The organism is Streptosporangium sp. NPDC006013 (assembly GCF_040614275.1).
Taxonomy (GTDB): Bacteria; Actinomycetota; Actinomycetes; order Streptosporangiales; family Streptosporangiaceae; genus Streptosporangium.
This window is the reverse complement of sequence record NZ_JBEXUE010000100.1, coordinates 1-25,645: the sequence shown is the minus strand read 5'-3', so window position 1 is coordinate 25,645 and position 25,645 is coordinate 1. Positions and strand designations below refer to the sequence as shown.

The window sequence follows — 25,645 nt, the reverse complement described above, 5'->3', positions numbered from 1 at the left end:
AGGGACAGGTTCCCTTCCAGGACCACCCGCAGGGACAGGTTCCCTTCCAGGACCACCCGCAGGGGCCGGGCGGGTACCCCCAGGGCCAGATGGCGCAGCAGGGTGTCCACCACCCGCAGGATCAGGCTCCGCTGGGCGGCCACGGTTACCCGCAGGAGGCGCCGCCCGCCCAGGTCCCGCAGCCCCCGCAGAACCTCCCCGCGCTTCCGCCCGCGCCCGCGCACGTCTCCGAGGGGTACGGGCAGCAGGCGGCCTCCTACGCGCCGTCCGCGCCGCAGGCGGGCGACGGGCATCCCCAGCCTCCCTACCCGTCGCCCGTCGAGAGCCAGCCGTACGCTCCCCCGCCCGGCGCCTACCCGCAGCCCCCCCAGCAGCCGGAGCCGCAGGGGCAGGGATACGCGCACGTGCCGCAGCCGCCGCAGCCCGTCTCCCAGCCCGTCGCGCAGACCGGGGGCTACACCCCGAGCCCGTACGTCGCGGCCGACGTCCAGCCCCCGGCCGCCAAGCCGTACGAGCCGCCGGCCGCCGCCTATGACCCGCCGGTCTACGCCGCTCCGGTGGATCAGCAGCCCCAGACGGAACCCCGGCTGCCGAGCTATCCGCAGTTCCCCGACTCCCCGGCGTACGGGCAGTCCGAGCCGCAGGGCTTCGGCCAGCAGCCAGACTCTCCGGCGTACGGTCAGGAGTCGCAGCCGGTGAGTTCCGGGCGGCACTCCAGCCCGAGGCTGCCGAGCTATCCGCAGTTCCCCGACTCCCCGGCGTACGGGCAGCCGGAACCGCAGGGCTTCGGCCAGCAAGCCGACTCCTCGGCGTACGGCCTCCGCTCGGAGCAGCGGCAGCCGGACTACGGGCAGGCCGGTCCTCCCGGGTACGGGCAGCCCGAGCCGCAGGGCTTCGGCCAGCAGCCGGACTCTCCGGCGTACGGTCAGGAGCCGCAGCCCGCGGGCTCCGGCTGGCGCTCGGAGTCGCAGGCGCCGGGTTACCCACAGTCCGAGCCGCAGGGCTTCGGGCAGCAGGACTCGCAGCCGTCCGGTTACGGTCACCAGCCCGAGCAGCAGGCCCCCGCGCCCTACCCGCCGGTCGACGGCCGCCAGGGCCAGGCGTTCGACGGCCAGGCGCAGTCCTTCCCGCAGCCTCCGGAGAACTACGGGCAGCCGTTCAGCGGTTACTCGGGCGCGGAGTTCGCCGGGCCGGCCGAGCCGGGCCCGCAGTACTCCGCGCCCGACCCGGTGGACCTCAGGTCACAGCAGATGGCTCAGGCGTACCAGCAGGCGGAGAGCTACCAGCAGCAGGCCCAGGGCACCGAGCCGCAGCTCCGCGTCCCCGAGTACGGCTCCTCCGGCTACGACGGCCCGTTCGGGCATCCGCAGCAGGCGTCCCAGGCCCCTCAGGTTCCGCAGAACCCCCAGGTCCCGCAGGCCCCGTACCAGCCGCAGGGCGGCGGTCACCAGTGGGACCCGCGCTCGGAGGCGACGCTCAGGTTCGACCCGAGCACCTACTCCGGAGACCCGCTGAGCGACCCCGCGCTCGCCGTCAGGACGTGGGACTCGCAGCCGATAGACCCCACCGCGATCTACAAGCCCGAACAACGCCCAGGTCAGGGCATGGATTAGGAAAGCCCGGCTAGAGAGAGGGTGGGCCCCGGTCAGGATCAGAACATGTCCTGGTACGGTTCCGACCGCCGAGAGCACTGAGCCCCTGGCGATCGCGGCGATCACCTGGTGCAATTGCCGTCGTGGCAGGCACACGACCCACAACCGGGGAGAGCAGGTCTTTCCCCGGATACCAGCATGCCGCTTGACGCCACACCGGGCACGCGCGTGTAATTACACACGTGTTGTTACGCCTTTCTCTGGGTGGGTAAGGGGGAGGCGTTCATAGGGGGGCTCCATTTGCGGGCGTGCGGCAGGGAGGTGTGCAGTGGCCGACCTGGTCATCGCACAGGAGAGCATCGCTGAAGAGCAGCTTGGCTGGCAGGAGCGCGCCTTGTGCGCGCAGACCGACCCGGAGGCGTTCTTCCCGGAGAAGGGAGGCTCCACCCGCGAGGCCAAGAAGGTTTGCCGCTCCTGCGAGGTGCGTGCCGAGTGTCTTGAGTACGCGCTGGAACACGACGAGCGGTTTGGAATCTGGGGTGGACTGTCGGAGCGGGAGCGACGGCGGATCAAGCGTGAGGCGGTCTGAGCCGTCCGGGAAGCGGACGGCTGGAAGGCTTGGGCACGCCGAGGTCCGGACGGTCTGGAAATCCAACCACTGAAGAAACGCCGAAGAAGTTCGAGTGGTCTGACAGGAAGCATGTGACGCCCCTCGGGGCGCTTGATGAATATGTCCATGGGGTCACGTGACCGTCGGTCACGTGACCCTTTTTTCGTGCGCGCGACCAGGTGTAAGACATAGTCAGACATAGGGTGCCGTATCGTTGTCGCGCCGATCACCAACACCTCCTGAACACGGGACGTATGTCCATCACCGACTCCCAGCGCCCCCATCGCCCCCACCACACGGTCACCGCGATCGTCGTCTCCCACGACGGCTCCCGCTGGCTGGGGGAGACCCTGGAAGCCCTGCTCCGGCAGACCCGTCCCGTGGACCGGGTCGTCGGGGTCGACAACGGCAGCAGGGACGGCAGCGCCGCGCTGCTGACCGGAGCCCTCGGCTCCAGAGCCGTGCTCACCCTGCCGCGCTCGACCGGTTTCGGCGAGGCCGTCGCCGAGGTACTCGACAGGCTCGGTCCCGGCGGGGGGCAGGAGTGGGTCTGGCTGCTGCACGACGACTGCGCGCCGGACGTCGATGCCCTGCGGATCCTGCTGGAGGCCGCCGAGGCGGATCCCAAGGCGGCGGTGCTCGGCCCCAAGCTCCGGGACTGGCTGGATCGGCGGATCCTGCTGGAGGTCGGCGTCACCGTCGACCGCACCGGCCGCAGGAACACCGGGCTGGAGGCCCGTGAGTTCGACCAGGGGCAGTACGACGGGATCAGGGACGTGCTCTCGGTCTCGACCGCGGGCATGCTGATCCGCAGGGATGTCTGGGACGAGGTCGGCGGTCTCGATCCGGCTCTGCCGCTCTTCCGTGACGACCTCGACCTGTGCTGGCGGGTCAGGGCCGTCGGATACCGCGTGCAGAACGTCACCCGGGCGGTCGCCTGGCACGCCGAGGCCGCCGCCAGGCGGCGTCGCCGGATCACCGCCAGCGGTGACCACCCCCGCCGCCTGGACCGGCGTAACGCCCTCTTCGTCGTCATGGCGAATCTGCCGCTGAGACCGCTGCTGTGGGCGCTGGTACGCAACGCGTTCGGCTCCATCTTCCGCACGGTGCTGTTCCTGGTGGCCAAGCAGCCCGCCAACGCGCTGGACGAGTTCCTCGCGTTCGGCTCGGTGTTCGGCCATCCCATTCGGATGATCAAGGCTCGGCGGGTGCGGGCCAAGGGGCGTAGGCAGGGGTACACGGCGATCAGCCGGTTGCTCACCCCACCCGGTGCCGGCTACCGGCGGCTCGTCGACCGGGCCCAGAACTACCTGGCCGGGGGCGGGTTCGTGGAGTCCGAGGGGCGCCACCACGCGGTGGCCGCCTCGCCGCACCCGCAGCAGGAGGACGGCGAGGAACTGCTCACCGACGCCGGCGTGATGCAGCGTGTCTTCGGCAACCCGGGTGTCCTGCTCTTCCTGGCGCTCGCCCTGGTCACGCTGATCGCCGAGCGTGCCCTTACCGGCGGCGCCAGGCTGGGCGGCGGCGCGCTCGTCCCGGTGATCGGCGGAGCCTCCGACCTGTGGGATCTCTACCGTGAGAGCTACCACCAGACGGGCCTGGGCACCGACGCGTGGGCTCCGCCGTACGTGGCGGTGCTGGCCGTGCTCTCCACGGTGCTGTTCGGCAAGACGTGGCTCGCGGTCTCGCTGCTGCTGCTCGGCTGCGTGCCGCTGGCGGGGATCTCCGCGTACGCGGCCACCCGGTCGATGATCCCGGGCCGCTGGACCCGGGTCTGGCTGGCCTCCTCCTACGCCCTCCTGCCGGTGGCCACCGGCGCGGTCGCCGCGGGCCGGCTCGGCACCGCGGTGGTCTTCGTGCTGCTTCCCGTCTACGCGGCGCTCGCCACCACGGTGCTCGCCGGGGAGCGGCGCCGTGCCCGCCGCGCCGCCTGGGGACTGGGGCTCCTGCTGGCCGTCGGCACCGCCTTCGCCCCGCTGGTCTACCCGCTGACCGGGATCCTCGGCGCGCTGGCGGCGCTGGCCTTCCCGCGCCGGGGCGTCGCCGTCTCGATGCTCGTGGCGTTCGCCGTGCCCGTGGTCCTGCTGTTCCCCTGGCTGGCCCAGCTGGTCGCGGATCCCAAGCGGCTGCTGCTGGAGGCCGGACTGCACCAGCCCGCGCTGGTCGACCCCGGACTGCCCGCGCAGTCGTTGCTGCTGCTCAGCCCGGGCGGGCCCGGCATGCCGCCACTCTGGGTGACCGGTGGTCTCATCGCCGCCTGCCTGCTCGCGCTGCTGATGCGCCGCAACCGGATGGTCATCGCGGTCGGCTGGGGCGTCGCCCTCTTCGGCGTGCTGGTGGCCATCCTGGTCAGCAGGACCCCCGTCACCTCGATCAACGGCGATGTCGAGGCCCCCGCGTGGCCTGGTGTGCCACTGGCCTTCGCGGCCACCGGCATGCTCGTGGTGGCCGCGCTCACCGCCGACCGGGTCGTGGAGTTCCGGGCGGCCGGCGGGCTGCGCAGGCTCGCCGCGCTCGGGGTCGTGCTGGTCGCGTTCTCCACGCCGCTGCTCGCCGCGGGCATGTGGATCGTCGAGGGCGTGAACGGCCCGATCCGCGGAACCGTACGCGACGTCATGCCCGCCCTCGCGGCGGTCAACTCCGCCGGTGGCGAGCGGACCCTGCTGCTGCGCACCTCGCCGAACGGTCTGCTCTTCACGGTGCTGCGCGGGCGCACCCCGGTGATCGGCGAGGCCGACATCCCCGTGCCCGAGGGGCCCAGGGAACGGGTCCGCGTCGCCACGGCCGGGCTGGTGTCCGGCAGGGGCGGCGACGACGCCCGGGTGCTGGCGGCGCACGGTGTCCGGTTCGTCGTGGTGACCGCGCCCGTCGACGCGGCGATCAGCGCCGCCCTCGACTCGCAGCCTTCGCTGGCGAGGATGAGCCTGTCCCGCTCGGTCGGCGTGTGGCGGCTGACCCAGCCGATCGCCGTTCCCGTCACCCCGCCCGGCGACCCCTGGCACAGCCGCTGGCTGTGGATTCAGGCCGCGCTGGTGCTGGTCGTCCTGGTGCTGGCCGCGCCCGGCTCGCGTACCGAGTCCGACCAGCCCGCCACCCCACAGGACCTGCCCGAGTCCCGTAGAGAGCTGGCCCCCCGGTGAAATCCCTGATCGAGAACCGGTTCAGCCTGCTGGTGCTGGTCTTGGTGGCCCTGCTCGCCCTGTACGGGGTGGCCTCCGCCACCCAGCCGCAGGCGGTCGCCACCCCCACGCCACAGGCTCAGAAGGTTCCCGTCGCCTCGGTGACGACGGTCTGCCCATCGCCCGGCGACACCTCCGTCGCCGTGGTGGCGCCGCCGGGCAGCCGGGCGCAGGGGGCCGCGGCACTGGTCACCGGCGACAAGACCCTCGCCACCCTCGACACCCCCGGCCGTCTCTGGCATGAGAAGGTCCCCGCCTCGTCGCCGCCCCTTGTCATCACGGCCACCGGGAGCATGGCGGCGGGCCTGGAGGTGGCGCAGACCCGCAAGGAGAAGTCGGGCAGGCAGCGAGGGCTGGCCGGGGTGCGCTGCACCGAGCCGGTGGCGAGCACCTGGCTGGTCGGCCCGGGACCGGCCGCGGCCGAGGTCACGCTCTACCTGACCAACGCCGACCTCGCCCCGGCCATCGCGGAGATCATGGTCTATTCGGGCGAGGGTCCCGTGGTCGCCGACAGCGGTGGTGTGTTCACCCTGAAACCCGGTGAGAACCGTTCGATCAAGGTCGGGGATCTCGCGCCCACGGCGCTCGTCCTGGCGATCCAGGTGCGCACCAGCTCCGGGCGGGTCACCGCCGCGGCCAGGGCGATCATGAACGGCGGGCGCGGCGTCGACTGGTTGCCCGTCTCCGCGGCCCCCGCCACCCGCGTCGTCGTGCCGGGCATCCCCGGCGGCGGCGGGAAACGCGAGCTGCTCGTCGCCTCCGACGCCGAGGTCGACACGCTGGTCGAGGTCAGGGCGCTCACCCCCGACGGGACGTACGCGCTCAAGGGCCGCGAGCTCGTCGAGGTGCCCGCCGGTTCCGTCGCCACCCTCGACCTGTCCACCGGGATCGGCGGCCAGCCGTCCGCGCTGGTGCTCACCTCGGAGACCCCGATCGTCGCGGGACTCGTCGCCACCGGCACCGGGGCGAAGGCCGACGTGGCCTTCACCGCCGGGGCGGACCCCGTCGACCTGGGAAGCGTCGTCGCCGACAACCGTACGGGAGGCAAGGTGACCTCCCGGCTGCTGCTGACCGCGCCGGACACCGCGGGCAAGGTGAGCGTGCAGGTGGTTCCGCGCAAGGGCGAGCCGGGTGAGCCGTTCCAGGTGGACATCTCCGCCTCGCGTACCAAGCAGGTCAAACTGCCCAAGGTGGACGGGGCCTTCGCGGTGGTCGTGCAGCCGATGCCCGGCTCGGGGCCGGTCTACGGCGGGCGCGTCATGGACGAGCGGCTCAAGGGCGGGTTGGCGCTGACCGTGCAGCCACTGGCCGCGGCCCGGATGTGGGCGCTGATCCCGCCGATCGCGGAGTCCGCCGCGACGGTCCTGCCCTGAGAGGCGGTTTGGATGGGTCAGTCGTGGTCGTCGAAGCCGGGGTCGATCGATTCCGGAGAGAGCCCGAGCAGGCCCGCGACCTGCTCGACCACCGCCTCGTGCACCATCGCGCCGAGGTGGTCACGATCGCGGGACCGGCTCTCCAGGGGGCGACGGTAAATGATCACAACGGCCGGGCGGTTCCCGTCGGCGGGCTTGGCCCGCCCGAACGGGATCGGGTCGCCGGTCAGCAGCCCGGGGCCGTCGCCCAGCTCGCTGATCGGCGGGACCTCCTCGACCGCGAACTCCACGGCCGCCAGCTGCTTGGCCCATCGGGGCTTGAGCCGGTCGACGGCGTCCAGGACGAGATCGTCGAACCGCTCACTGCGGGACTTGGCGATCGGCACGTGCGAGGGCGCGAGCGGACCGCGCAGGCCGCGGCCGTGCCTGTCGCGCCTGCGGGGAGAACGAGGTCTGCCGGGTGCCGGGCTCACGGCCCCAGCTTAGACGTGACCCGAGCGGGGGCGGGAGTGCCGGTGACGGAAGGTGTCGTATCGAGTGCGTGGGGCGGGAGTGCCGGTGGGAGTGTCAATGACGGGGGGCGGTGTGCCGAATGTGGGACCGGGGAGGCCGTGTGGCGGGAGCGCGGAGGAGGGGCGTAAGCCATACAGGCGGGTGGAAGCCGGGACACGTGTCCGAATTGTGGCGACACGCTCGTTAAGAGCGCTCAGATAGTGGCGCCCCGGACGCTTACCGGATACGGTCCCACCGTGAGCCCCGTCCGCCGCTGTTCCCGCACCGCGTGCAGTCAGCCTGCCGTTTTCACGCTCACGTACGTCTACGCCGATTCGACCGCTGTTCTCGGGCCCTTGGCGACGTACGCCGAGCCGCACTGTTACGACCTGTGTGCCGAGCACGCCGAGCGGCTCACCGCCCCCCGCGGTTGGGAGGTGGTCCGCCTGCCGACCGACGGCGCCACACCGAGTACGGACGACCTGGAGGCCCTCGCCAACGCGGTCCGCGAGGCCGCGAGACCCGCCCCCAGCGGCGGCACCGAGCCGGTCGGCCAGGGCGTCGAGGTCGGGCGCCGGGGTCATCTGCGGGTGCTCCGCTCCGCTCAGCCCCAGCGCGACCGCTGACCCTACTAGGCTGGGGAGCAAGAGCTGCTCGGATATGAGTGTGCGCCGTTATGCTCTGGCATGCTTGGGAGAGTGGTACGGCCGGTTGGCCGTGGCCTTGCCGTAGCCGGCGAGGGTTTTGGTCTCCTGAAGCGTTGATCGTGCTCACGGTCGGGTCGCCCAGGGTTGCGGGGAGACTTTAAACGCTCGTGGAGCCGGTGTAAGGCCGGGCCGCAAGGTCAGGCGGTCGGCGGTGAAGCGAGAACTCCCGCGAGGGAGAACGTTCGCGTCGTAAGGCGCGGACTGCCCGACAATGCGCTGACCAGCGCTAACTGGAAGGCAACGGCAGCGGACACGACGCAGAGGGCGGAGCTGGAGTGGGCGACCTTGTCAAGATCTTCAAAGCGTACGACGTTCGTGGCGTCGTGCCGGACGAACTCGACGAGGAGACCGCCGAGGCGGTCGGCGCGGCCTTCGTGGAAGTGACCGGGGCCGCGACCGCAGTGGTGGCACACGACATGCGCGAGTCGTCGGCGCCTCTGGCGGCGGCCTTCACCAGGGGGGCCACCTCGCGGGGGGCCGACGTGATCCACGCCGGGCTGGGCTCCACGGACCTGCTCTACTACGCGAGTGGCAGCCTCGGCCTGCCCGGGGTGATGTTCACGGCCAGCCACAACCCGGCCCGCTACAACGGCATGAAGATGTGCAGGGCCGGCGCCGTGCCGATCGGCGGAGAGACCGGGCTCATCGAGATCCGTGACCGGGCCGCCGCGATCCTGGCGTCGGGCGGCCTCGGCGGCCAGGGGGGCGGGACGCTCTCCGAGCGCGACCTGCTGCGTGGCTACGCCGACCACCTGCGCGGCCTGGTCGACCTTTCCGGCATCCGGCCGCTGCGGGTCGTGGTCGACGCGGGGAACGGGATGGGTGGGCACACGGTCCCGACGGTCTTCGAGGGGCTGCCCATCGAGCTGACCGCCCTCTACTTCGAGCTCGACGGCACCTTCCCCAACCACGAGGCCAACCCCATCGAGCCGGACAACCTGCGCGACCTGCAGAAGGCGGTGCTCGATGTGGGCGCCGACATCGGACTGGCCTTCGACGGTGACGCCGACCGTTGCTGGGTGGTCGACGAGCGTGGCGAATCGGTCTCGCCGTCCACGATCACCGCGCTGGTCGCCGCCCGCGAGCTGGTCAAGCACCCCGGCGCCGTGATCATCCACAACCTGATCACCTCCAGGGGCGTTCCGGAGATCGTCACCGAACTCGGCGGCCGGCCGGTCCGCACCCGCGTGGGTCACTCGTTCATCAAGGCCGAGATGGCCGAGACCGGCGCGGTCTTCGGCGGCGAGCACTCCGCCCACTACTACTTCAGGGACTTCTGGTTCGCCGACTCCGGCATGCTGGCCGCGCTGCACGTGCTGGCCGCGCTGGGCGAGCAGGCGAAGCCACTCTCGGAGATCCTGGCCGAATACACCCGCTACGCGGCCTCAGAGGAGATCAACAGTACGGTCGCCGACCAGGCCGCGGCGACGGAGCGGGTTCGCGAGACGTTCGCCGCCCGCGACGGCGTCACCTTCGACGAGCTGGACGGCCTGACCGTCTCCGGCCCAGGATGGTGGTTCAACCTCCGTCCGTCCAACACAGAGCCGCTGCTCAGGCTGAACGCCGAGGCGGCAGACGAGATTCAGATGGCAGCGATCAGGGACGAGGTCCTTGCTGTCGTGAGGAGCTGAACGAGTGAAGATCGACGACTGGTTGCTGGAGATCCTGGCCTGCCCCAACTGCAAGTCCCCGCTGCGAGCCGAGCCCGAGGTGGACGAGTTGTCCTGCACCTCCGCCTCCTGCGGCCTGGTCTACCCGGTCCGGGACGACATCCCGGTCCTGCTGGTCGACGAGGCCCGGAAGTCGTGAACTGGGAGTCCGATCGGCTCGACGACGGGAAACAGCTGGCCGACGGTGACCCGTCGGGCATGCTGCGGGCGGTGGCCGACTCGGCCGCGCAGGTCCGCACCTCTCACCGGGTCGCCATGGAGTCGGGCCTGTCCTCACTCGCCGAGGACGGCCGGCCCCGGGCGATCGTGGTCGCCGGTGTGGGCGGTTCCGGCATCGCCGGCGACGTCCTCAACGTGGTGTGCGGCCACGGTGCCCCGCTGCCGATCGTGACGGTCAGGTCCTACCGGCTGCCCGGCTGGATCGGCGCGACCGATCTGGTGATCGCGGTGTCGCGCTCCGGTAGAGCCGAGGAGACGCTCACGGTGGCCGCCGAGGCGGTCCGCCGCGGTTGCCGCCTGCTCGCCGTCGGCGCCCCCGAGTCGCCGCTCCACGCGATCGCCAGGCAGGCGGGAGCGCCGTTCGTGCCCGTCACGGACGGCGGCCGGCCGCGTGCCTCGCTGTGGGCGCTGTCGGTCCCGCTGGTCGCCGCCGCCGCCCGGCTCGGCCTGGTCGAGGCGGGCGAGCAGGTGTTCGAGGGGGTGGCCAAGCGCCTTGAGGACCTCGCGCACCGCTGCCGCCCGACGAGCGAATCGTTCATCAATCCCGGCAAGTCGCTCGCCATGGAGATCGCCGAGACCGTGCCGATGATCTGGGGGTCCTCCCCGGTGGCGGCCGTCGCGGCCCGCTGGTGGGCCTACCAGCTCAACATGAACGGTAAATATCCGGCGATGTGGGGAGAGCTCCCCGAGGTCGGCCACAACCAGGTGGCCGCCCTCGACGGCCCGCTCGCCCACCGCGACATCTTCGCCGACGAGAGTGGCAGGTCGCTCCGGCTGTTCGTGCTGCGCGACGTGGAGGAGCACTCCCGGGTCGTACGGCACCGGGAGGCGTCGGTGCGTCTGGCGGAGGATCGCGGCGTTCCGGTCACGCAGATCGCCGCCGAGGGGGAGCACCCGCTGGAGCGGCTCGCCGCGCTGATCGCACTCGGAGACTTCGCGAGTACCTACCTCGCTCTCGGGTACGGGATCGACCCGACCACTGTGTCGGCGATCACAGAGGTCAGGGCGAGGATTTCACAATAGGATCCTGTCTCATCTCTTTACCAGAACAATGAGCTGAGCGGAGGCTGCCGTGAGCGCGGGCGGCGGTACCAAGGCAATCATCGCGGCGTTGGCCGCCAATCTGTCGATCGCGGTGGCCAAATTCGTGGCGGCCTTCTTCACGGGGTCGTCATCCATGCTGGCCGAGGGGGTCCACTCGGTGGCCGACTCGGGCAATCAGGCGCTGCTGCTCCTCGGCGGCAAGCGCGCGCAGCGCGCGCGCACGCCCCAGCATCCCTTCGGGTACGGCAGGGAGCGCTACTTCTACGCCTTCGTGGTGGCGGTCGTGCTGTTCACCATCGGCGCGGTGTTCTCGCTCTACGAGGGCTGGCACAAGATCTCCGCTCCGGAGGAGCTCAACTCCCCGATATGGGCCTTCGGCGTGCTGATCTTCGCGATCATCGCCGAGGCGTTCTCGTTCAGGACGGCGATCATCGAGTCCAACGCGGTCCGGGGAGACCAGTCGTGGGTGCAGTTCATCCGCCGCTCCAAGTCGCCCGAGCTGCCGGTCATCGTGCTTGAGGACCTGGGCGCGCTGCTCGGCCTGCTCTTCGCGCTCTTCGGCGTGACGATGGCCGTGGTGACCGGCAACCCCGTCTGGGACGGCATCGGCACCCTGATGATCGGTGTCCTGCTGGCCATCATCGCGGTCATCCTGGCGGTCGAGACCAAGTCGCTGCTGATCGGCGAGGGCGCGGGCCCCGAGGTCGAGACACGCATCGCGGAGGCCCTGGAGAGCGCGCCCGAGGTGACCCGGGTCATCCACATGCGCACGCTCCACCTGGGCCCGGAGGAGATCCTGGTCGCCGCCAAGATCGCGGTGGAGCACGACGACACGGCCGCAGAGGTGGCCCGGGGCATCGACGAGGCCGAGCAGCGCGTCCGCACCGCCGTTCCCGAGGCCCGCGTCATCTACCTGGAGCCCGACCTGGACAGATCCAGGGTCAACGGCTCAGTCTGAATCCGGACGAGACAGCTGGGGGCGCTGGAGCAACCGCAGCGCCTTCTCCTTCTCGAAGTCCAGGGCCCTGCGGGGCGCCTGGAGACGGCCGATCCGCAGGCCCAGGTCCCGTACGGCCTGGGCGACCGCGGGCTCGCTCAGCGTTCGCAGCGCGAAGGCCAGCTCGGCGGGGGAGATGTCGAACCGTTTCTCCAGCTCGACGCTCTGGGCGACGGCGGAGAGCTCCTCGGGGCCGAACCGCCGGTGCGCGCCCTGGTTCCTGATCTCCGGGAGCAGGCCGAGTGCCTCGCGGTAGCGGAGCATCCGGGGGGACATACCGAGCCTCCTGGCGGCCTCGGTGATCCGCATCGCCGCCCCCTCTCCGCAGATTTTCGGGAAAGCTTACATTCTTGTGTCAGGTTACCCGCTCAGAAGGTGCGCGAAGGCTCCCCGGCCGCCTAAACTCGCAACCGTCGACTTTTCCGGTGGAGTGGTGAGCCCGGCCCGAGAGCGAAGCGTGATCGCGAGACGAGCGCGATCGGCGAGGGTGTGAGGCAGACGCCGCCCATCAACCAGAGGGGTAACCACACATGGACTTCAAGGTCGCCGACCTTTCCCTTGCGGCCTTCGGGCGCAGGGAGATCCAGCTCGCCGAGCACGAGATGCCGGGTCTGATGGCCGTCCGCGAGGAGTACGCCAAGGCCCAGCCGCTGGCCGGGGCGAAGATCATGGGCTCGCTGCACATGACCATCCAGACCGCCGTGCTCATCGAGACCCTGGTCGCGCTCGGCGCGGAGGTTCGCTGGGTGAGCTGCAACATCTTCTCCACCCAGGACCACGCCGCCGCCGCCGTGGTCGTCGGCCCCGAGGGCACCACCGAGGACCCCAAGGGCGTCCCGGTCTTCGCCTGGAAGGGCGAGACGCTGGAGGAGTACTGGTGGTGCACCGAGCAGGCCCTGGCGTGGCCCGGCGGTGACGGCCCCAACATGATCCTCGACGACGGCGGCGACGCCACCCTGCTCGTCCACAAGGGCGCCGAGTACGAGAAGGCCGGCGCCGTGCCCAGCACGGGAGAGGACGACCCGGAGGAGTGGGGCATCATCCTCGACCTGCTCCGCCGCACGGTCACCGACGAGGGCCGCTGGACCCAGGTCGCCTCGCGCATCAAGGGCGTCACCGAGGAGACCACCACCGGTGTGCACCGCCTGTACGAGATGTTCAAGGCCGGCACGCTGCTCTTCCCGGCGATCAACGTCAACGACTCGGTGACCAAGTCCAAGTTCGACAACAAGTACGGCTGCCGTCACTCGGTGCTCGACGGCCTCAACCGCGCCACCGACGTGCTGATCGGTGGCAAGGTGGCGGTCATCGCCGGCTACGGCGACGTCGGCAAGGGTTGTGCCGAGGCGCTCAAGGGCCAGGGGGCCCGGGTCATCATCACCGAGATCGACCCGATCTGCGCGCTTCAGGCCGCCATGGATGGCTTCCAGGTCACCACGCTGGACGAGGTCGTCGGCATCGCCGACATCTTCGTCACCACGACCGGCAACTTCAACATCATCACGGCCGACCACATGGCCCAGATGAAGCACAACGCGATCGTGTCCAACATCGGTCACTTCGACAACGAGATCGACATGGCCGGTTTGGCCAGGATTCCCGGTATCGAGAAGACCGAGGTCAAGCCGCAGGTCCACACCTGGCGCTTCCCCGACGGCAAGCAGATCATCGTGCTCGCCGAGGGCCGCCTGATGAACCTGGGCTGCGCCACCGGTCACCCCTCGTTCGTCATGTCCAACTCCTTCACCAACCAGGTGATCGCGCAGATCGAGCTGTTCAGCAAGACCGACGACTACCCGATCGGCGTCTACGTGCTGCCCAAGCACCTGGACGAGAAGGTCGCCCGCCTCCACCTCGACGCCCTGGGGGTGAAGCTCACCAAGCTCACCAAGGCCCAGGCCGAGTACATCGGCGTGGACGTCGAGGGTCCCTACAAGCCCGAGCACTACCGTTACTGACACCTGCGGTTGAGTCTCATCGGCCCCCGCGGTTTCGCGGGGGCCTTCGGGCAATCTGGCGGGCGATCTGGGGAGAGACGTGGACAGCGCTCTGGTGGCCGCGGGTGAGCGGAGGATCGGGTGGGCGGCGCGGGCGATGCCGGTGCTCACCGCCCTCGGTGAGCGGTTCGCCGCCGAGCGGCCGCTGGAAGGGCTGCGGATCGCCGCGTGCCTGCACGTCACCGCCGAGACCGCCGTGCTCATGGGCACGCTCAGGGCGGGCGGGGCTGAGATCGCCCTGGCCGCGTCGAACCCCCTGTCCACCCAGGACGACGTCGCCGAGGCGCTTCGTGACTACGGCGTCGTCGTGCACGCGCGGGCGGGGGTCACCAGGGACGTCTACTACCAGCACATCCACCAGGCGCTCGACATCGTCCCCGACATCGTTCTGGACGACGGCTGCGACCTGGTCAACATCCTGCACACCGAGCGGACCGAGCTGCTGCGGACGGTGTCCGGGGGGTGCGAGGAGACCACCACCGGCATCATCCGGCTCCGCCAGATGGCCGCGGAGGGGGCACTGAGGTTCCCCGTGGTGGCGGTCAACGACACGCGGACGAAGCGGATGTTCGACAACCGGTACGGCACCGGCCAGTCGACCATGGACGGCATCATGCGCGCCACGAACACGCTGCTCGCGGGTAAGACCGTGGTGGTCGCCGGTTTCGGCTACTGCGGCCGGGGCGTCGCCGAGCGGGCCAGGGGCCTGGGCGCGCGGGTGGTGGTGACCGAGATCGACCCGGTCAAGGCGCTGGACGCCCTGCTGCAGGGCTACGACGTACGGTCGATGGCGGCGGCCGCCCGCGCCGGGGACGTGTTCGTCACGGTCACCGGAAACCGCGACGTGATCAGGGGCGAGCACCTGGCGGAGATGAAGGACGGCGCGATCCTCGCCAATGCCGGACACTTCGACGTCGAGATCGACGTCCGCGCCCTGGACGGCCTGGCCCAGGAGATCCACCGGGGGGTACGCCCCAACACCGACGAGTACGTTCTCGCGGACGGTCGCAGGATCCTGCTGCTCGCCGAGGGCCGCCTGGTGAACCTGACGGCCGCCGAGGGGCATCCCGCCGCGGTCATGGACATGTCCTTCTCCGCGCAGGCGCTCTCGGTGGCCTGGCTGGCCCGTGAGCGGGTGCGGCTGGAGCCGGGGGTCTACGACGTGCCGGGGGAGGTCGACGTGGAGGTGGCGCGGCTCAAGCTGGCCGCGGCCGGGATCGAGACGGACGAGCTCACCTCCGAGCAGGAGGAGTATCTCCACTCGTGGCGGCTCGGCTCGTAGTCACGCCCGCACCCCGGCCCGCGATCCACGCGTCACCCTGAACGGGCGAGCGGGCCGCGCAGGGGGATCCCCGCCGGCGACTCCGCTCGCCCTGGGGTGTCCCGCGTCGGATGACGACATCGGACGCCGACCGACGGCGGTCGGCCAACGGAGTCGTTCAGAGCTCGGCCTGCATCTCCCGCATCCTGCGGATCTCGGCACTCTGGGTGACCGAGACGTCGTTGGCCAGCTCCTCGATCCGCACGTGTGAGCCGGAGGTCAGGACCTGCTCGGACATCGTGATGGCGCCCTGGTGGTGCGCGGTCATGAGCTGGAGGAAGAGCCGGTCGAAATCCTTGCCCGAGGCGGCCTTGAGCGCCTCCATCTGCTCAGGCGTGGCCATGCCGGGCATGTCGCCGTGCCCGGCATGGTGTTCGGGAACCCGCTGACCCTGCTGCTGGAGCCAGGTGGTCATGAACTGGATCTCCGGCCCCTGCGCGTCCTTGATCCGGGAGGCCAGGCCCTTCAGCTTGGTGTGCTCGGACCGGGTCGGGGCCAGGGCGGACATGTCGAGGGCCTGACGGTGGTGAACGATCATGTCCTGGACGTACTTCACGTCGGCCGCGTTGGCGGTGGGCAGGGGCACGAGCGTGGCGGCCTCACTCGGGTCGACGGTCCTGGCGACCTCACCCGGCCTGCCCGGGGCGATCACCGGCGCCGAGGCCTGGGCCTGGGGGGCCGCGGACGGTTCCGGCTCCGAGGTGCACGCGCTGAGAGACAGTGCGGCGATCACAGCGATGAGCGCGACGCGCACCCGGCCTCCTTGGTGAATGTCCATTGACGTCCTTCCACGGCCGGAAAGCCGGGGATCTCAGCTTCCGGCCTGCCGGTTGGATCTGTCGGTCCGCAGGCCGGGAACGCCCGAAGCCCGCACGCGAACACGGCACACCCTGTCCCGTCTGGAACGCCATGTCCAACGTGGCTGCCACGGAACGCCCCAACCCTAACCGGTCGGGCCGATATGACGAGAGGGGGCCCCGCACCGAAGATGCGGGGTATTTCGGGCTGTATGTCCAATGCCGCAAGACCGTAACCCCTCCCGGGGCGGTCCGTAAAGGCCGCATGTCGAAAACAGTTGCTGACACTGTGACGGCTTGCCTGACCGACCGTGCAGGATGAACGATTTAGACATTTATGCACGCTTTATCAGTGCATGTAGCTAGGAGGTTCACGAGTGTCCACCCCCTCTGGGAAGGGCCTGACCGGCCGTTTCCTGTTCGTGGCCGGGGTCGCCGTCGCCACGGTGCTGGCCGCGGTACCCGCGCAGGCCGCCGACATCCCGGCGCCCGGCGAGATCGCCAAGAGCGCGAACATCGAGCACGTCACCAACGTGCCCAAGCCCGCCAACCTGACGGACATCAACACCGACATGGCGTTCCAGGGCGACTACGCCTTCGTCGGTAACTACAGCGGCTTCTCGATCTACGACATCAAGAAGCCGAACGAGACCTCGCTGGTCAGCTCGGTGGTCTGCCCCGGCGGCCAGATGGACCTGGCCATCGAGGGCGACCTGCTCTTCGCCGCGGTCGACTCCTCGCGCAACAACGACTCCTGCAGCAGCGTCGGCCAGAGCGCCGCGATCAAGGAGTCGTGGGAGGGCGTCCGGATCTTCGACGTCAGCGACAAGCAGAACCCCAAGTACGTCAAGTCGGTCGAGACCAACTGTGGCTCGCACACCCTGACTCTCGTCCCCGGCAAGGGCAGGGACAAGAAGAACGTCTACGTCTACGTCTCCTCCTACAGCCCGAGCGCGTCGTTCCCGGACTGCCAGCCGCCGCACGACAAGATCTCGATCATCAAGGTGCCGGTGAAGAACCCGACGGCCGCCGAGGTCGTCGCCACGCCGGTTCTGTTCCCGGACGGTGGTAACCCCGGCGAGAGCCTGCCGTACCCCTACCGCACCTCGGCGACGAGCGGCTGCCACGACATCACCGCCTACCCGGAGAAGGACATCGCGGCCGGCGCCTGCATGGGCGAGGGCATCCTGATGGACATCTCCAACCCGGTCGACCCGAAGGTCACCGCCACGGTCCGGGACGACGAGAACTTCGCGTTCTGGCACTCGGCGACCTTCAACAACGAGGGCACCAAGGTCGTCTTCACCGACGAGCTCGGCGGCGGCAGCGCGGCCACCTGCAACGAGGCGATCGGCCCGAACCGCGGCGCCAACGCCTACTACGACATCGAGGGCGGCCAGTTCGCCTTCAAGAGCTACTTCAAGATCCCCCGCCACCAGGACGACACCGAGAACTGTGTCGCGCACAACGGCTCGCTGATCCCGGTCAAGGGCAAGGACATCATGGTCCAGGCCTGGTACCAGGGTGGCATCTCGGTCGTGGACTTCACCGACTCGGCCAACGCCAAGGAGATCGCCTTCTTCGAGCGCGGCCCCGACAGCGCCCACAGGCTCAGCGGTGGCTTCTGGTCCGCGTACTACTACAACGGCCACATCTACGGCAGCGACTTCAACCTTGGTCTTGACGTTCTGAAGATCAATGACAAGCTCACGGACAAGGCCGCCAAGGTCAAGTTCAAGGACCTGAACCCGCAGACCCAGGGTTCCTACCAGCCCGACAACAAGGGGCACTGACCTCTGACGTGATGGCCCCCGGGCACCCGTCGGGTGCCCGGGGGCCATCACCCGTGACGGGGTGGAGCGCCGGGGCGAATCGCGAAAAGGAGGTAGAGCGTAAACTTTTTCAGGGCCTCAGTAAAGAGGTTGAATCATATTTTATTGTGACAAAGTCATGCCTTGTTGACCCGGGTGTCAGTGCGGACAATTTGCTAATTTATGCATGCCTTATGTCCGTTCCAAGGAGGCACCCGAGTGTTCGCTCCACGAAGGACCGTCAGGGCGTTGGTCGTGGCGGCGACGGCCGTCGCGATGCTGATGACCACGGTCTCCGCGCAGGCCGCCGACATTCCCCCGCCCGGCGAGGTCGTCACCAGTCCCAACGTGACGCACGTGGCCACCCTGCCCAAGCTTCCCGGCCTTGAGACCACCGTCAACAGCGACATCGCCTTCCAGGGTGACTACGCCTACGTCGGCAACTACGGCGGTTTCTCGATCTACGACATCAGGAACCCGAAGCGGGCCAAGCTGGTCAGCGGCGTGCTGTGCCCCGGTTCCCAGATGGACGTCTCCGTCTACGGCGACCTGTTGTTCGGCGCGGTCGACAACTCCCGCAGCGACGACTCCTGTAACAGCGTCGGTCAGGGCGCCGACATCAAGGAGTCGTGGGAAGGGGTTCGAATCTTCGACATCAGCGACAAGAAGAACCCCAAGTACATCAAGGCGGTGGAAACCGCCTGTGGCTCGCACACCCTGACGCTGGTTCCCGGCAAGGGCAGGGACAAGAAGAACGTCTACCTGTACGTCTCCTCCTACGCCCCGAGCGACTCGTTCCCCGACTGCCTGCCGCCGCACGACAAGATCTCGATCATCAAGGTGCCGCTGCGCAAGCCGACCGACGCGGCCGTGGTCAGCACGCCGGTCGTCTTCCCCGACGGCGGCAACGAGACGCAGCCCGGCCTGCTGCGCCCGACCAGTGGCTGCCACGACATCACCGTCTACGCGGAGAAGGACATCGCGGCCGGAGCCTGCATGGGGGACGGCGTCCTGTTCGACATCTCCGACCGGGAGAACCCGGTGGTCACCGCGCGGACCACCGACCCGAACTTCGCGTTCTGGCACTCGGCGACGTTCAACAACAGGGGCACCAAGGTCATCTTCACCGACGAGCTCGGCGGCGGTGGCGCGGCCACCTGCAACGAGGCGGTCGGCCCGAACCGCGGCGCCGACGCCATCTACGACATCGTCCGCGGCAAGCTGGTCTTCAGGAGCTACTTCAAGATCGGCCGCTACCAGGCCGACACCGAGAACTGTGTCGCGCACAACGGCTCGCTGATCCCGGTCAAGGGCAAGGACATCCTGGTCCAGGCCTGGTACCAGGGCGGCGTCTCCTTCGTGGACTTCACCGACTCGGCCCGCCCGCAGGAGTTCGGCTTCTTCGAGCGCGGCCCCGAGCCAAACGGCGGGGGCGGCGGCATCTGGTCGGCGTACTACTACAACGGCTATGTCTACGCCAGCGACTTCTACCGGGGCCTGGAGGTCATCAAGATCGACGACCGCCGTACCGACCCGGCCAGGAACGTGCGCCTGGACCTGTTGAACGTGCAGACCCAGGCCTCCTACCGGGGCGGTCACTGAGCGCCCTGAAATGAGAGCGATGCCGGGTCCGCAGGTCCGGTAAGAGGAGGGATGGCGGGTCTCCCGCCATCCCTCCTCGCCTGCCGGGCACCCGTGGCGCCGCGTTCTCGCGATTCGCCCGCGGACGGCTCGTCGGGGAAGGCGCGGCGAAGGCGATGTCTCGCCGCCCGTACGGCGTGCCTGCCCGGGGAGGTCAGGCCGGAGGGACGAAACCGCCCGGCGTGGGGCCGGGTGCCTGCTCGACGGGCCGGGCCGCGGGCGGCGGGGGCGCCGGATACGGCGGCCCGGCCGGGGGAGGGAGCGGGATCCGCGGCTGTGGCGGCCGGTAGGCGGGCCGGCCGTAGGGCTCGGGGGCGACCCCGGGAGGGGCGTACGGCCGGTCTCCGCCTCCCGGAGGCGCATAAGGCCGGGGCGACGGTGCGGTCAGGTAGGGCTGGGGCGAGGCGTGGCCGGGCCACTGCTGGGCGGGCCGGTGCGTGCCGGTCTGCTGCGCCAGGCGCGCCTGCTCGCGGCGCCGGCGTTCGGCCAGGACGGCGGTCAGGTAGGCGAACGGCGGCACGCCGGGCGGGGCCGGCGGGGACACGAAGGCCGACATCTCGGTGGCGATGCGCACCCCCATCCCGTGCTGCACGGCGGGGGCCAGATCGTGCCAGCGCATGAGGTACTGCCTCGCGGTGGCCGCGACCTGCTCGGGCAGCCGCGACAGCTCCAGCGTCGCCGCCCAGGAGGCGAGCTGCGGCGGCATGTCCAGCGGAGGCCCGTACTGCCGCGGAGCGCGCTCGGAGATCACGATGGTGCCGGAGAAGATGTCGCCGAGCCGCTTGCCCTTCTCCGAGATCAGCGAGCTGATCAGCGCGGGGGCGCCGCTGAGCATCCAGAACTCCAGGACCCCGGCCAGCCCGCGGAACAGGGCCTGCCGGAACCGCTCGGGACCGCCGTCGTCGCTGACGACCCGGAGTCCGAGGGCGAGCTTGCCCAGGCTGCGCCCGCGGGTGAGCGTCTCGAACACCACCGGATATCCCACGATCACGAGCACGGTGAGCACGAGGTAGACCATCGTCGTCAGAGCCGGGTCGCTCAGCAGGCCCAGGCTGCCGACCAGCAGGGAGATCCCCAGCAGCATCAGGACCTGGACCGCCATGTCGATCAGCAGCGCCGCGGCCCTGCTCGGGAGCTGGGCGACACGGACCTCGACGACCACGGCCTCGCCGGTTACGACATCGGACACAATCAGCACCCTACCCGTGACTGGATAGGCTGCCCGCGTGGACATCGACGCCTTCGTCACCGCGCACCGGCCCGCCTGGGACCGCCTTGAGGATCTGGTCCGGCGGCGTGGCTCGCTGGACGGCGCGGAGGTCGACGAGCTCGTCGACCTCTACCAGCGGGTGGCCACGCACCTGTCCCTGGTCCGCTCGGCCTCGGCGGACCCGATCCTGGTGGGCCGCCTGTCGGCGCTCGTCGCCCGGGCCCGTTCGGCGGTGACCGGGGCGCACACCCCGGCCTGGCGGGAGTTCATCCGCTTCTTCACCGTCTCCTTCCCGGTGGTCGCCTACCGGGCCCGCTGGTGGTGGATGGCCACCACCGCCGCGTTCCTGCTGGTCTCCACGGTCGTCGCCGTCTGGGTGGCGAAAAACCCCGGCGTCCAGGCGGCGATCGCCACCCCGGAACAGATCACCCAGCTCGTCGAGCACGACTTCGCCGACTACTACTCGGAGAACCCGGCGACCTCCTTCGCCGGCCAGGTCTGGGCGAACAACGCCTGGGTCTCGATGCAGGTCATCATCATGTCCATCCTGCTCGGCCTGCCGATCCCGTACGTGCTGTGGGAGAACGCGGTCAACGTGGCCGTCTCCGCGGGGTTGATGGCCTCGCGCGGCAAGCTCGACATCTTCTTCGGCCTGATCACCCCGCACGGCCTGCTGGAGCTGACCGCGGTGTTCCTCGCCGCCGCCGTCGGCATGCGCCTCGGCTGGACGGTCGTGGACCCCGGTCCGCGCAGGCGCGTCGAGGCCCTGGCCGAGCAGGGCAGGGCCGTGATGAGCGTGGCACTCGGCCTGGTCGTGGTGCTGCTGATCTCCGGGCTGATCGAGGGGCTGGTCACCCCCTCGGGGCTGCCCACCTGGGCGCGGATCGGCATCGGGGTGGTCGCGGAGGCGGCCTTCCTGGCCTACGTGATCTTCTTTGGCCGCCGGGCCGTGGCCGCCGGCGAGACCGGCGACGTGGAGCGCGCCCCCGACCTCGCCCCGAGCGCCGGCTGAGCGCCCCGCCGGACCTTCCGGGCCCGCCCGGCCTCGCCGGGCCGGTGACGTGACGGTTCCCGGGCCGACGCGCCTGGCCGGAGGCCGTCAGATCCCCCGGACATCGTCGGCGGCCCGGACCCGCCGTCAGGGCGTCCGGGCGACCGTCAGAGCCGCCCGGACGCCTTCAGCGCCAGGTAGGCGTCGGCCAGGGCGGGGGCGAGCTGCTCGGGGGCGGCGTCCACCACCTCCACGCCCTGGCGGCGCAGCAGGGCGGTGATCCGCCGCCGCCCCGCGCTCAGGTGCTCGGCCGCCGCCGCGCCGTAGACCAGCTCGGAGGTGCCGCGCCCGGCGGCCATCTCGGCCACCTGCGGGTCGGAGACGGCGGCCAGGAGCACCAGATGCCGGGCGGAGAGCTGGGGGAGCACCGGCAGCAGGCCCTCCTCCAGCGCCGCCGGGTTGAGGTCGGTCAGCACGACGACCAGGCAGCGCCGCCTGGCTCGTGACATGACCGCCGCGACCATCCCGGCCGAGTCGGCCTCGACCAGCTCGGCCTCGATCGGAGCCATGGTGTTGACCAGTGAGGACAGCAGCTCCGTACGGCTGGTGCCGGACACCCAGGCGCGCACCGCGCGGTCGTGGGCCAGGAAGTCGACCCGGTCGCCCGCGCGGGAGGCCAGCGCGGCCAGGAGCAGCGCCGCGTCCATCGACCAGTCGAGGCGGGGCCAGCCGGGCACCACCCGCGACCTGCCCTGCTGACCGCTCCTCGGTACCTCGCCGGCCAGCGGGATCGGCGCGGTGCCCACCCGCCCGGCCGAGGTACGGCCGGTGTCGAGCACGATCAGCACCCGCCGGTCGCGCTCCGGCCGCCAGGTGCGGACCACGACGTCGTTGCGGCGCGCGGTGGCCCGCCAGTCGATCGAGCGGACGTCGTCGCCGACCACGTACTCCCGCAGCGAGTCGAACTCGGTGCCCTGCCCCCTGACCATCGACGGATGCTGGCCCTCCAGCTCCCTGAGCCTGGACAGCTTGGCGGGCAGGTGCTTGCGACTGAGGAAGGGCGGTAGCACCCGGACCGACCAGGGCACCCGGTGCGAGCCCTGGCGGCCCGCGATGCCCAGCGGCCCCAGCGCCCGTACCGTCACCGTGACCGCCTCGCGGTCACCCCTGCGGGTGGGGGTGAGCGTCGTGACCAGCCGGCGGCGCTCGCCGGCCGGCACGTCCAGCGGCAGGTGCCGGGGGGTGGCCCCGGCGGACGGGGGCCAGGCGTCCCTGAGCACGCCGCGCACCCTGCGGGGACCGGGGTTCTCCACGATCAGCTCGACCGTGATCGACTCACCGAGTCGTACCAGCCGCTCGCCCGAGCGGGTGAAGCGCAGCGGGCGCACGCTTCCGGCCAGCAGCAGGTCGATCACGACCAGCACCGCGATCAGCAGTGCCACCCCGGCCACGGCAGGCCCCCCACGGGGGGCGAACAGCACGACCAAGGTGCCCAGCAGGGCCAGTAGCGCGGCCCGTCCTGTCAGCGCCATGGGTCAGCGGGGTACGGGGACGGAGGCGAGGACGGCGTCGATGAGGCCGTCGGCGGTCGCGCCCTCCAGCTCGGCCTCGGGGCGTAGCTGGATCCGGTGCCGCAGCGCGGGCCTGGCCAGTGCCTTGACGTCGTCGGGCGTCACGTAGGCGCGGCCCGACAGCCATGCCCAGGCCCGTGCCCCGGCCAGCAGCGCGGTCGCGCCACGTGGCGAGACGCCGAGCTGGAGCGAGGGCGACTGGCGGGTGGCCCTGGCGATGTCCACGATGTAGCCGAGCACCTCGGGGCCCACGTGCACCTGGCTGACCGCCGCGCGTCCCGCGGCGAGGTCGGCGACGGTGGCCACGGTCCTGATGTGCGACAGGTCGCGCGGGTCGAAGCCGAGCGCGTGCCGCTCCAGCACCGCGATCTCCTGGTCGCGGGGCGGCAGCGGGACGGTCAGCTTGAGCAGGAACCGGTCGAGCTGCGCCTCGGGCAGCTGGTAGGTGCCCTCGTACTCGATGGGGTTCTGGGTGGCGGCCACGATGAACGGGTCCGGCAGCCCGCGCGCCGCACCCTCCACGCTGATCTGGCGCTCCTCCATCGCCTCCAGCAGCGCGGCCTGCGTCTTCGGAGGGGTTCTGTTGATCTCGTCGGCGAGCAGCAGGTTGGTGAAGACCGGACCCTCGCGGAACTCGAACTCCGAGGTCTTCGCGTCGTAGATCAGCGAACCGGTGATGTCGCCCGGCATGAGGTCGGGGGTGAACTGCACGCGCTTGAAATCGAGCGAGAGCGCCGCCGCCAGGGTGCGTACCAGCAGGGTCTTGGCGACGCCAGGCACGCCTTCGAGCAGCACGTGGCCCCGGCAGAGCAGCGCGATCACCAGCCCGGTGACCACGGCGTCCTGGCCGACGACCGCCTTGGCGACCTCGGCGCGCAGGGCTCCCAGCGCCTCCCTGGCGCCGTCCGCGCTCTGCGCGGCGGGTGCGCCGGGCGCGGTCCTGACGACGGAGGTCGCCTCGGCGAGATCGCCGTTCCCCGGTGGTGTGGTCACGACTTTCCGACCTGCCTTTCCACGATGTCCATGTATTCGGCCAGGGCTACCAGCCCCGCCTCGTCGAGTGGCGGAGGTCCGTACAGGGCGGCGCCCACATGTGGCGCCGGCTGGCCGGTCCGCTCGGCGATCGCGTTCACCAGCGCGTCGGCTCCCGCCCTTGAGGGCAGCCCGAGACGGGGGGTCACCCGGTCGATGAAGCCGGCGCGCAGGGCCGCGGCGGCCCGATCGCGGGCACGCCTCGCACGATAGAGCCTGGCACGTCCCTCGACGGTCTCGGCCGCCCTGACGACGACGGGCAGCCGCTCGGCCACCACGGGACCGAGCCTGCGGCCTCGCCAGAGCGCCAGCAGCAGCACCGCGACGAGCATCTGCACCACGGCCCACCTGACCCCTTCGGGGACCAGGTCGTAGAAACCCGCCTGGCCCCCCGCCGGCGGGGCGGTCTCGGGGGCCGTCAGCCAGATCAGGGTGGGCCGGCCGCCGGCGAGGTTCATCGCCAGCGCGGCGTTGCCGTCCTCGGCGAGCCGCAGGTTGGTCATGAACTGCCCGTCGCCCGTGACGGTGACCTTCCGGTCCCCGGTGGGGTGGAAGACCAGGGTGGGCCGCCCGTCGGCGGGGTAGCAGCCGGTCGCCCCGGCGGGCAGGGCGAACGCCGTGCCGCCGAGGTAGGCGCTGCCCGCCCTCGTCGCGGCCGGCAGCGCGCACCGGGGCTCGCGGGAGCGCGCCCGCACCTCCCGCACCGGGTTCACCCCCGGCGCGAGCCGCTCCAGATGTGACCGTACGCCCACCAGCAGCAGGTCCGACGGTATCGCGGCGAGCCGATCCGCCTCCGCCTCGTCGAGCGGGAAGATGTCGCTCATCAGCAGGGTGCTACCCGTGGAACCGGCCTGCCTGGCCTGGGACTCGGCCTCGGCGACCGAGGTGACCCGCGCGACCCGCACCCCTCGTGCCTGTAGCAGCCGGGCCAGGCCCTTGCCGCCGGACAGCGAGGTGTCGGCGGGGTCGAGAGGCCTTCCCCCCTGGCCGGAGCCGCCGAGCAGCACGCCGGTGACGGCGACGGTGACCACGAGGATCGCCACCAGGAGGGCGCCCCTGCCGCCGCGCCAGAGGCCGCGGGCGGTCGGTGAGGTGGAGGTCGACCCGGCTCGCTCGGGCGCGGCCAGGCTCATGGCGTCTCCATCCGTACGGGCGGCGCCGGGCGGGCGGCGCGCAGGTGCTCGTCGAGAGCGCACATGACCCGGTACGCCTCGGGCGTGCCGGGCACCTCGCCGTAGGTCACGTCGTCGAACACCCGGGCCGCCGCGGCCAGTTCGGCGGCGAGCGCGGGTAGCGCGCGCCCGGCCTCGGCCGCCAGCTCCCCGGCGGTGCGGCCGGGCGTGGAGTCGACGATCACGCGGTCCTCCAGGTCGCGGGCGACGGCCCGGAGC

The 25,645-nt window shown here is 70.9% G+C and carries 22 protein-coding genes; 14 read left to right on the top strand and 8 right to left on the bottom strand.

What is annotated here, in order from left to right:
* From ABZ260_RS17710 to ABZ260_RS17695, 4 genes are all read left to right on the top strand, one after another.
* Nucleotides 1-1,613: hypothetical protein (locus ABZ260_RS17710; protein WP_355618349.1), on the top strand; the 1,613-nt coding region annotated here is incomplete at its 5' end.
* Nucleotides 1,614-1,920: 307 nt separating this feature from the next.
* Nucleotides 1,921-2,181 (top strand): WhiB family transcriptional regulator, encoded by a 261-nt coding sequence (locus ABZ260_RS17705; protein ID WP_037969494.1) that lies wholly within the window; start codon nucleotides 1,921-1,923, stop codon nucleotides 2,179-2,181.
* 275 nt (nucleotides 2,182-2,456) lie between these two features.
* Nucleotides 2,457-5,342 (top strand): glycosyltransferase family 2 protein, encoded by a 2,886-nt coding sequence (locus ABZ260_RS17700; protein WP_355618346.1) that lies wholly within the window; start codon nucleotides 2,457-2,459, stop codon nucleotides 5,340-5,342.
* The gene (locus ABZ260_RS17695) at nucleotides 5,339-6,754 is read left to right on the top strand and encodes a DUF5719 family protein (RefSeq protein WP_355618343.1); all 1,416 of its coding nucleotides are present in this window, start codon (nucleotides 5,339-5,341) and stop codon (nucleotides 6,752-6,754) included. The genes ABZ260_RS17700 and ABZ260_RS17695 overlap by 4 nt, the downstream gene beginning before the upstream one ends.
* A gap of 17 nt (nucleotides 6,755-6,771) precedes the next feature.
* Here the strand turns inward: ABZ260_RS17695 and ABZ260_RS17690 are convergent, their stop codons facing one another.
* The gene (locus tag ABZ260_RS17690) at nucleotides 6,772-7,227 is read right to left on the bottom strand and encodes a metallopeptidase family protein (protein WP_355558675.1); all 456 of its coding nucleotides are present in this window, start codon (nucleotides 7,225-7,227) and stop codon (nucleotides 6,772-6,774) included.
* Nucleotides 7,228-7,503: 276 nt separating this feature from the next.
* Between ABZ260_RS17690 and ABZ260_RS17685 the strand changes: the two genes are divergently transcribed.
* From ABZ260_RS17685 to ABZ260_RS17665, 5 genes are all read left to right on the top strand, one after another.
* Complete coding sequence (locus ABZ260_RS17685; protein ID WP_030907363.1) at nucleotides 7,504-7,872, top strand: DUF3499 domain-containing protein; 369 nt, start codon at nucleotides 7,504-7,506, stop codon at nucleotides 7,870-7,872.
* Between the two features lie 356 nt (nucleotides 7,873-8,228).
* Nucleotides 8,229-9,584 carry a phosphomannomutase/phosphoglucomutase gene (locus tag ABZ260_RS17680; RefSeq protein ID WP_355618340.1) on the top strand — a complete coding sequence of 452 codons (1,356 nt, stop codon included), beginning with the start codon at nucleotides 8,229-8,231 and terminating at the stop codon, nucleotides 9,582-9,584.
* Nucleotides 9,585-9,588: 4 nt separating this feature from the next.
* On the top strand, nucleotides 9,589-9,762 hold the full coding sequence (locus tag ABZ260_RS17675) for a Trm112 family protein (protein ID WP_012888128.1): 174 nt from the start codon (nucleotides 9,589-9,591) through the stop codon (nucleotides 9,760-9,762).
* Nucleotides 9,759-10,865, top strand: coding sequence for an SIS domain-containing protein (locus ABZ260_RS17670; protein WP_355618337.1), 1,107 nt, complete (start codon nucleotides 9,759-9,761; stop codon nucleotides 10,863-10,865). The genes ABZ260_RS17675 and ABZ260_RS17670 overlap by 4 nt, the downstream gene beginning before the upstream one ends.
* A gap of 49 nt (nucleotides 10,866-10,914) precedes the next feature.
* The gene (locus ABZ260_RS17665; protein WP_355618334.1) at nucleotides 10,915-11,844 is read left to right on the top strand and encodes a cation diffusion facilitator family transporter; all 930 of its coding nucleotides are present in this window, start codon (nucleotides 10,915-10,917) and stop codon (nucleotides 11,842-11,844) included.
* Here the strand turns inward: ABZ260_RS17665 and ABZ260_RS17660 are convergent.
* On the bottom strand, nucleotides 11,836-12,192 hold the full coding sequence (locus tag ABZ260_RS17660) for a MerR family DNA-binding transcriptional regulator (RefSeq protein WP_355618331.1): 357 nt from the start codon (nucleotides 12,190-12,192) through the stop codon (nucleotides 11,836-11,838). The two genes, ABZ260_RS17665 and ABZ260_RS17660, sit on opposite strands and share 9 nt — an antisense overlap.
* A 221-nt stretch (nucleotides 12,193-12,413) precedes the next feature.
* Between ABZ260_RS17660 and ahcY the strand changes: the two genes are divergently transcribed.
* Both ahcY and ABZ260_RS17650 read left to right on the top strand, forming a co-directional pair.
* The gene (gene ahcY / locus ABZ260_RS17655) at nucleotides 12,414-13,841 is read left to right on the top strand and encodes an adenosylhomocysteinase (protein WP_355618328.1); all 1,428 of its coding nucleotides are present in this window, start codon (nucleotides 12,414-12,416) and stop codon (nucleotides 13,839-13,841) included.
* A gap of 79 nt (nucleotides 13,842-13,920) precedes the next feature.
* Nucleotides 13,921-15,162, top strand: a complete 1,242-nt coding sequence (locus tag ABZ260_RS17650; protein WP_355618325.1) for an adenosylhomocysteinase — start codon at nucleotides 13,921-13,923, stop codon at nucleotides 15,160-15,162.
* 157 nt (nucleotides 15,163-15,319) lie between these two features.
* Here the strand turns inward: ABZ260_RS17650 and ABZ260_RS17645 are convergent, their stop codons facing one another.
* Nucleotides 15,320-15,955 carry a DUF305 domain-containing protein gene (locus tag ABZ260_RS17645; protein WP_355558695.1) on the bottom strand — a complete coding sequence of 212 codons (636 nt, stop codon included), beginning with the start codon at nucleotides 15,953-15,955 and terminating at the stop codon, nucleotides 15,320-15,322.
* Nucleotides 15,956-16,375: 420 nt separating this feature from the next.
* Between ABZ260_RS17645 and ABZ260_RS17640 the strand changes: the two genes are divergently transcribed.
* The gene (locus tag ABZ260_RS17640; RefSeq protein WP_355618322.1) at nucleotides 16,376-17,791 is read left to right on the top strand and encodes a hypothetical protein; all 1,416 of its coding nucleotides are present in this window, start codon (nucleotides 16,376-16,378) and stop codon (nucleotides 17,789-17,791) included.
* Nucleotides 17,792-18,085: 294 nt separating this feature from the next.
* Nucleotides 18,086-19,411, top strand: coding sequence for a hypothetical protein (locus tag ABZ260_RS17635; protein ID WP_355618352.1), 1,326 nt, complete (start codon nucleotides 18,086-18,088; stop codon nucleotides 19,409-19,411).
* A 193-nt stretch (nucleotides 19,412-19,604) separates the two neighbouring features.
* On the opposite strand, the gene ABZ260_RS17630 is transcribed toward ABZ260_RS17635, so the two are convergent.
* Nucleotides 19,605-20,639, bottom strand: coding sequence for an RDD family protein (locus ABZ260_RS17630; protein WP_355618319.1), 1,035 nt, complete (start codon nucleotides 20,637-20,639; stop codon nucleotides 19,605-19,607).
* A 37-nt stretch (nucleotides 20,640-20,676) separates the two neighbouring features.
* Between ABZ260_RS17630 and ABZ260_RS17625 the strand changes: the two genes are divergently transcribed.
* Entirely contained in the window at nucleotides 20,677-21,672 is a 996-nt protein-coding gene (locus tag ABZ260_RS17625) for a stage II sporulation protein M (RefSeq protein ID WP_355618316.1), read from the top strand.
* A 146-nt stretch (nucleotides 21,673-21,818) separates the two neighbouring features.
* Here the strand turns inward: ABZ260_RS17625 and ABZ260_RS17620 are convergent, their stop codons facing one another.
* From ABZ260_RS17620 to ABZ260_RS17605, 4 genes are all read right to left on the bottom strand, one after another.
* Entirely contained in the window at nucleotides 21,819-23,183 is a 1,365-nt protein-coding gene (locus tag ABZ260_RS17620; RefSeq protein ID WP_355618313.1) for a DUF58 domain-containing protein, read from the bottom strand.
* Between the two features lie 3 nt (nucleotides 23,184-23,186).
* Nucleotides 23,187-24,110, bottom strand: coding sequence for a MoxR family ATPase (locus tag ABZ260_RS17615; protein ID WP_355558745.1), 924 nt, complete (start codon nucleotides 24,108-24,110; stop codon nucleotides 23,187-23,189).
* Between the two features lie 101 nt (nucleotides 24,111-24,211).
* A complete protein-coding gene (locus tag ABZ260_RS17610; protein ID WP_355618310.1) occupies nucleotides 24,212-25,387 on the bottom strand; it encodes a DUF4350 domain-containing protein in 1,176 nt (391 codons plus the stop codon).
* Nucleotides 25,384-25,645 (bottom strand): DUF4129 domain-containing protein (locus ABZ260_RS17605; protein WP_355618307.1); only part of this gene is annotated, 262 nt, incomplete at its 5' end. The genes ABZ260_RS17610 and ABZ260_RS17605, both read right to left, overlap by 4 nt.

Excerpts from the sequence above, each read along its gene's own strand:
- ABZ260_RS17700 (WP_355618346.1), top strand. The coding sequence starts at position 2,457 with ATGTCCATCACCGACTCCCAGCGCCCCCATCGCCCCCACCACACGGTC.
- ABZ260_RS17660 (WP_355618331.1), bottom strand. The coding sequence starts at position 12,192 with ATGCGGATCACCGAGGCCGCCAGGAGGCTCGGTATGTCCCCCCGGATG.
- ahcY (WP_355618328.1), top strand. The coding sequence starts at position 12,414 with ATGGACTTCAAGGTCGCCGACCTTTCCCTTGCGGCCTTCGGGCGCAGG.
- ABZ260_RS17635 (WP_355618352.1), top strand. The coding sequence starts at position 18,086 with ATGCTGATGACCACGGTCTCCGCGCAGGCCGCCGACATTCCCCCGCCC.
- ABZ260_RS17620 (WP_355618313.1), bottom strand. The coding sequence starts at position 23,183 with ATGGCGCTGACAGGACGGGCCGCGCTACTGGCCCTGCTGGGCACCTTG.
- ABZ260_RS17610 (WP_355618310.1), bottom strand. The coding sequence starts at position 25,387 with ATGAGCCTGGCCGCGCCCGAGCGAGCCGGGTCGACCTCCACCTCACCG.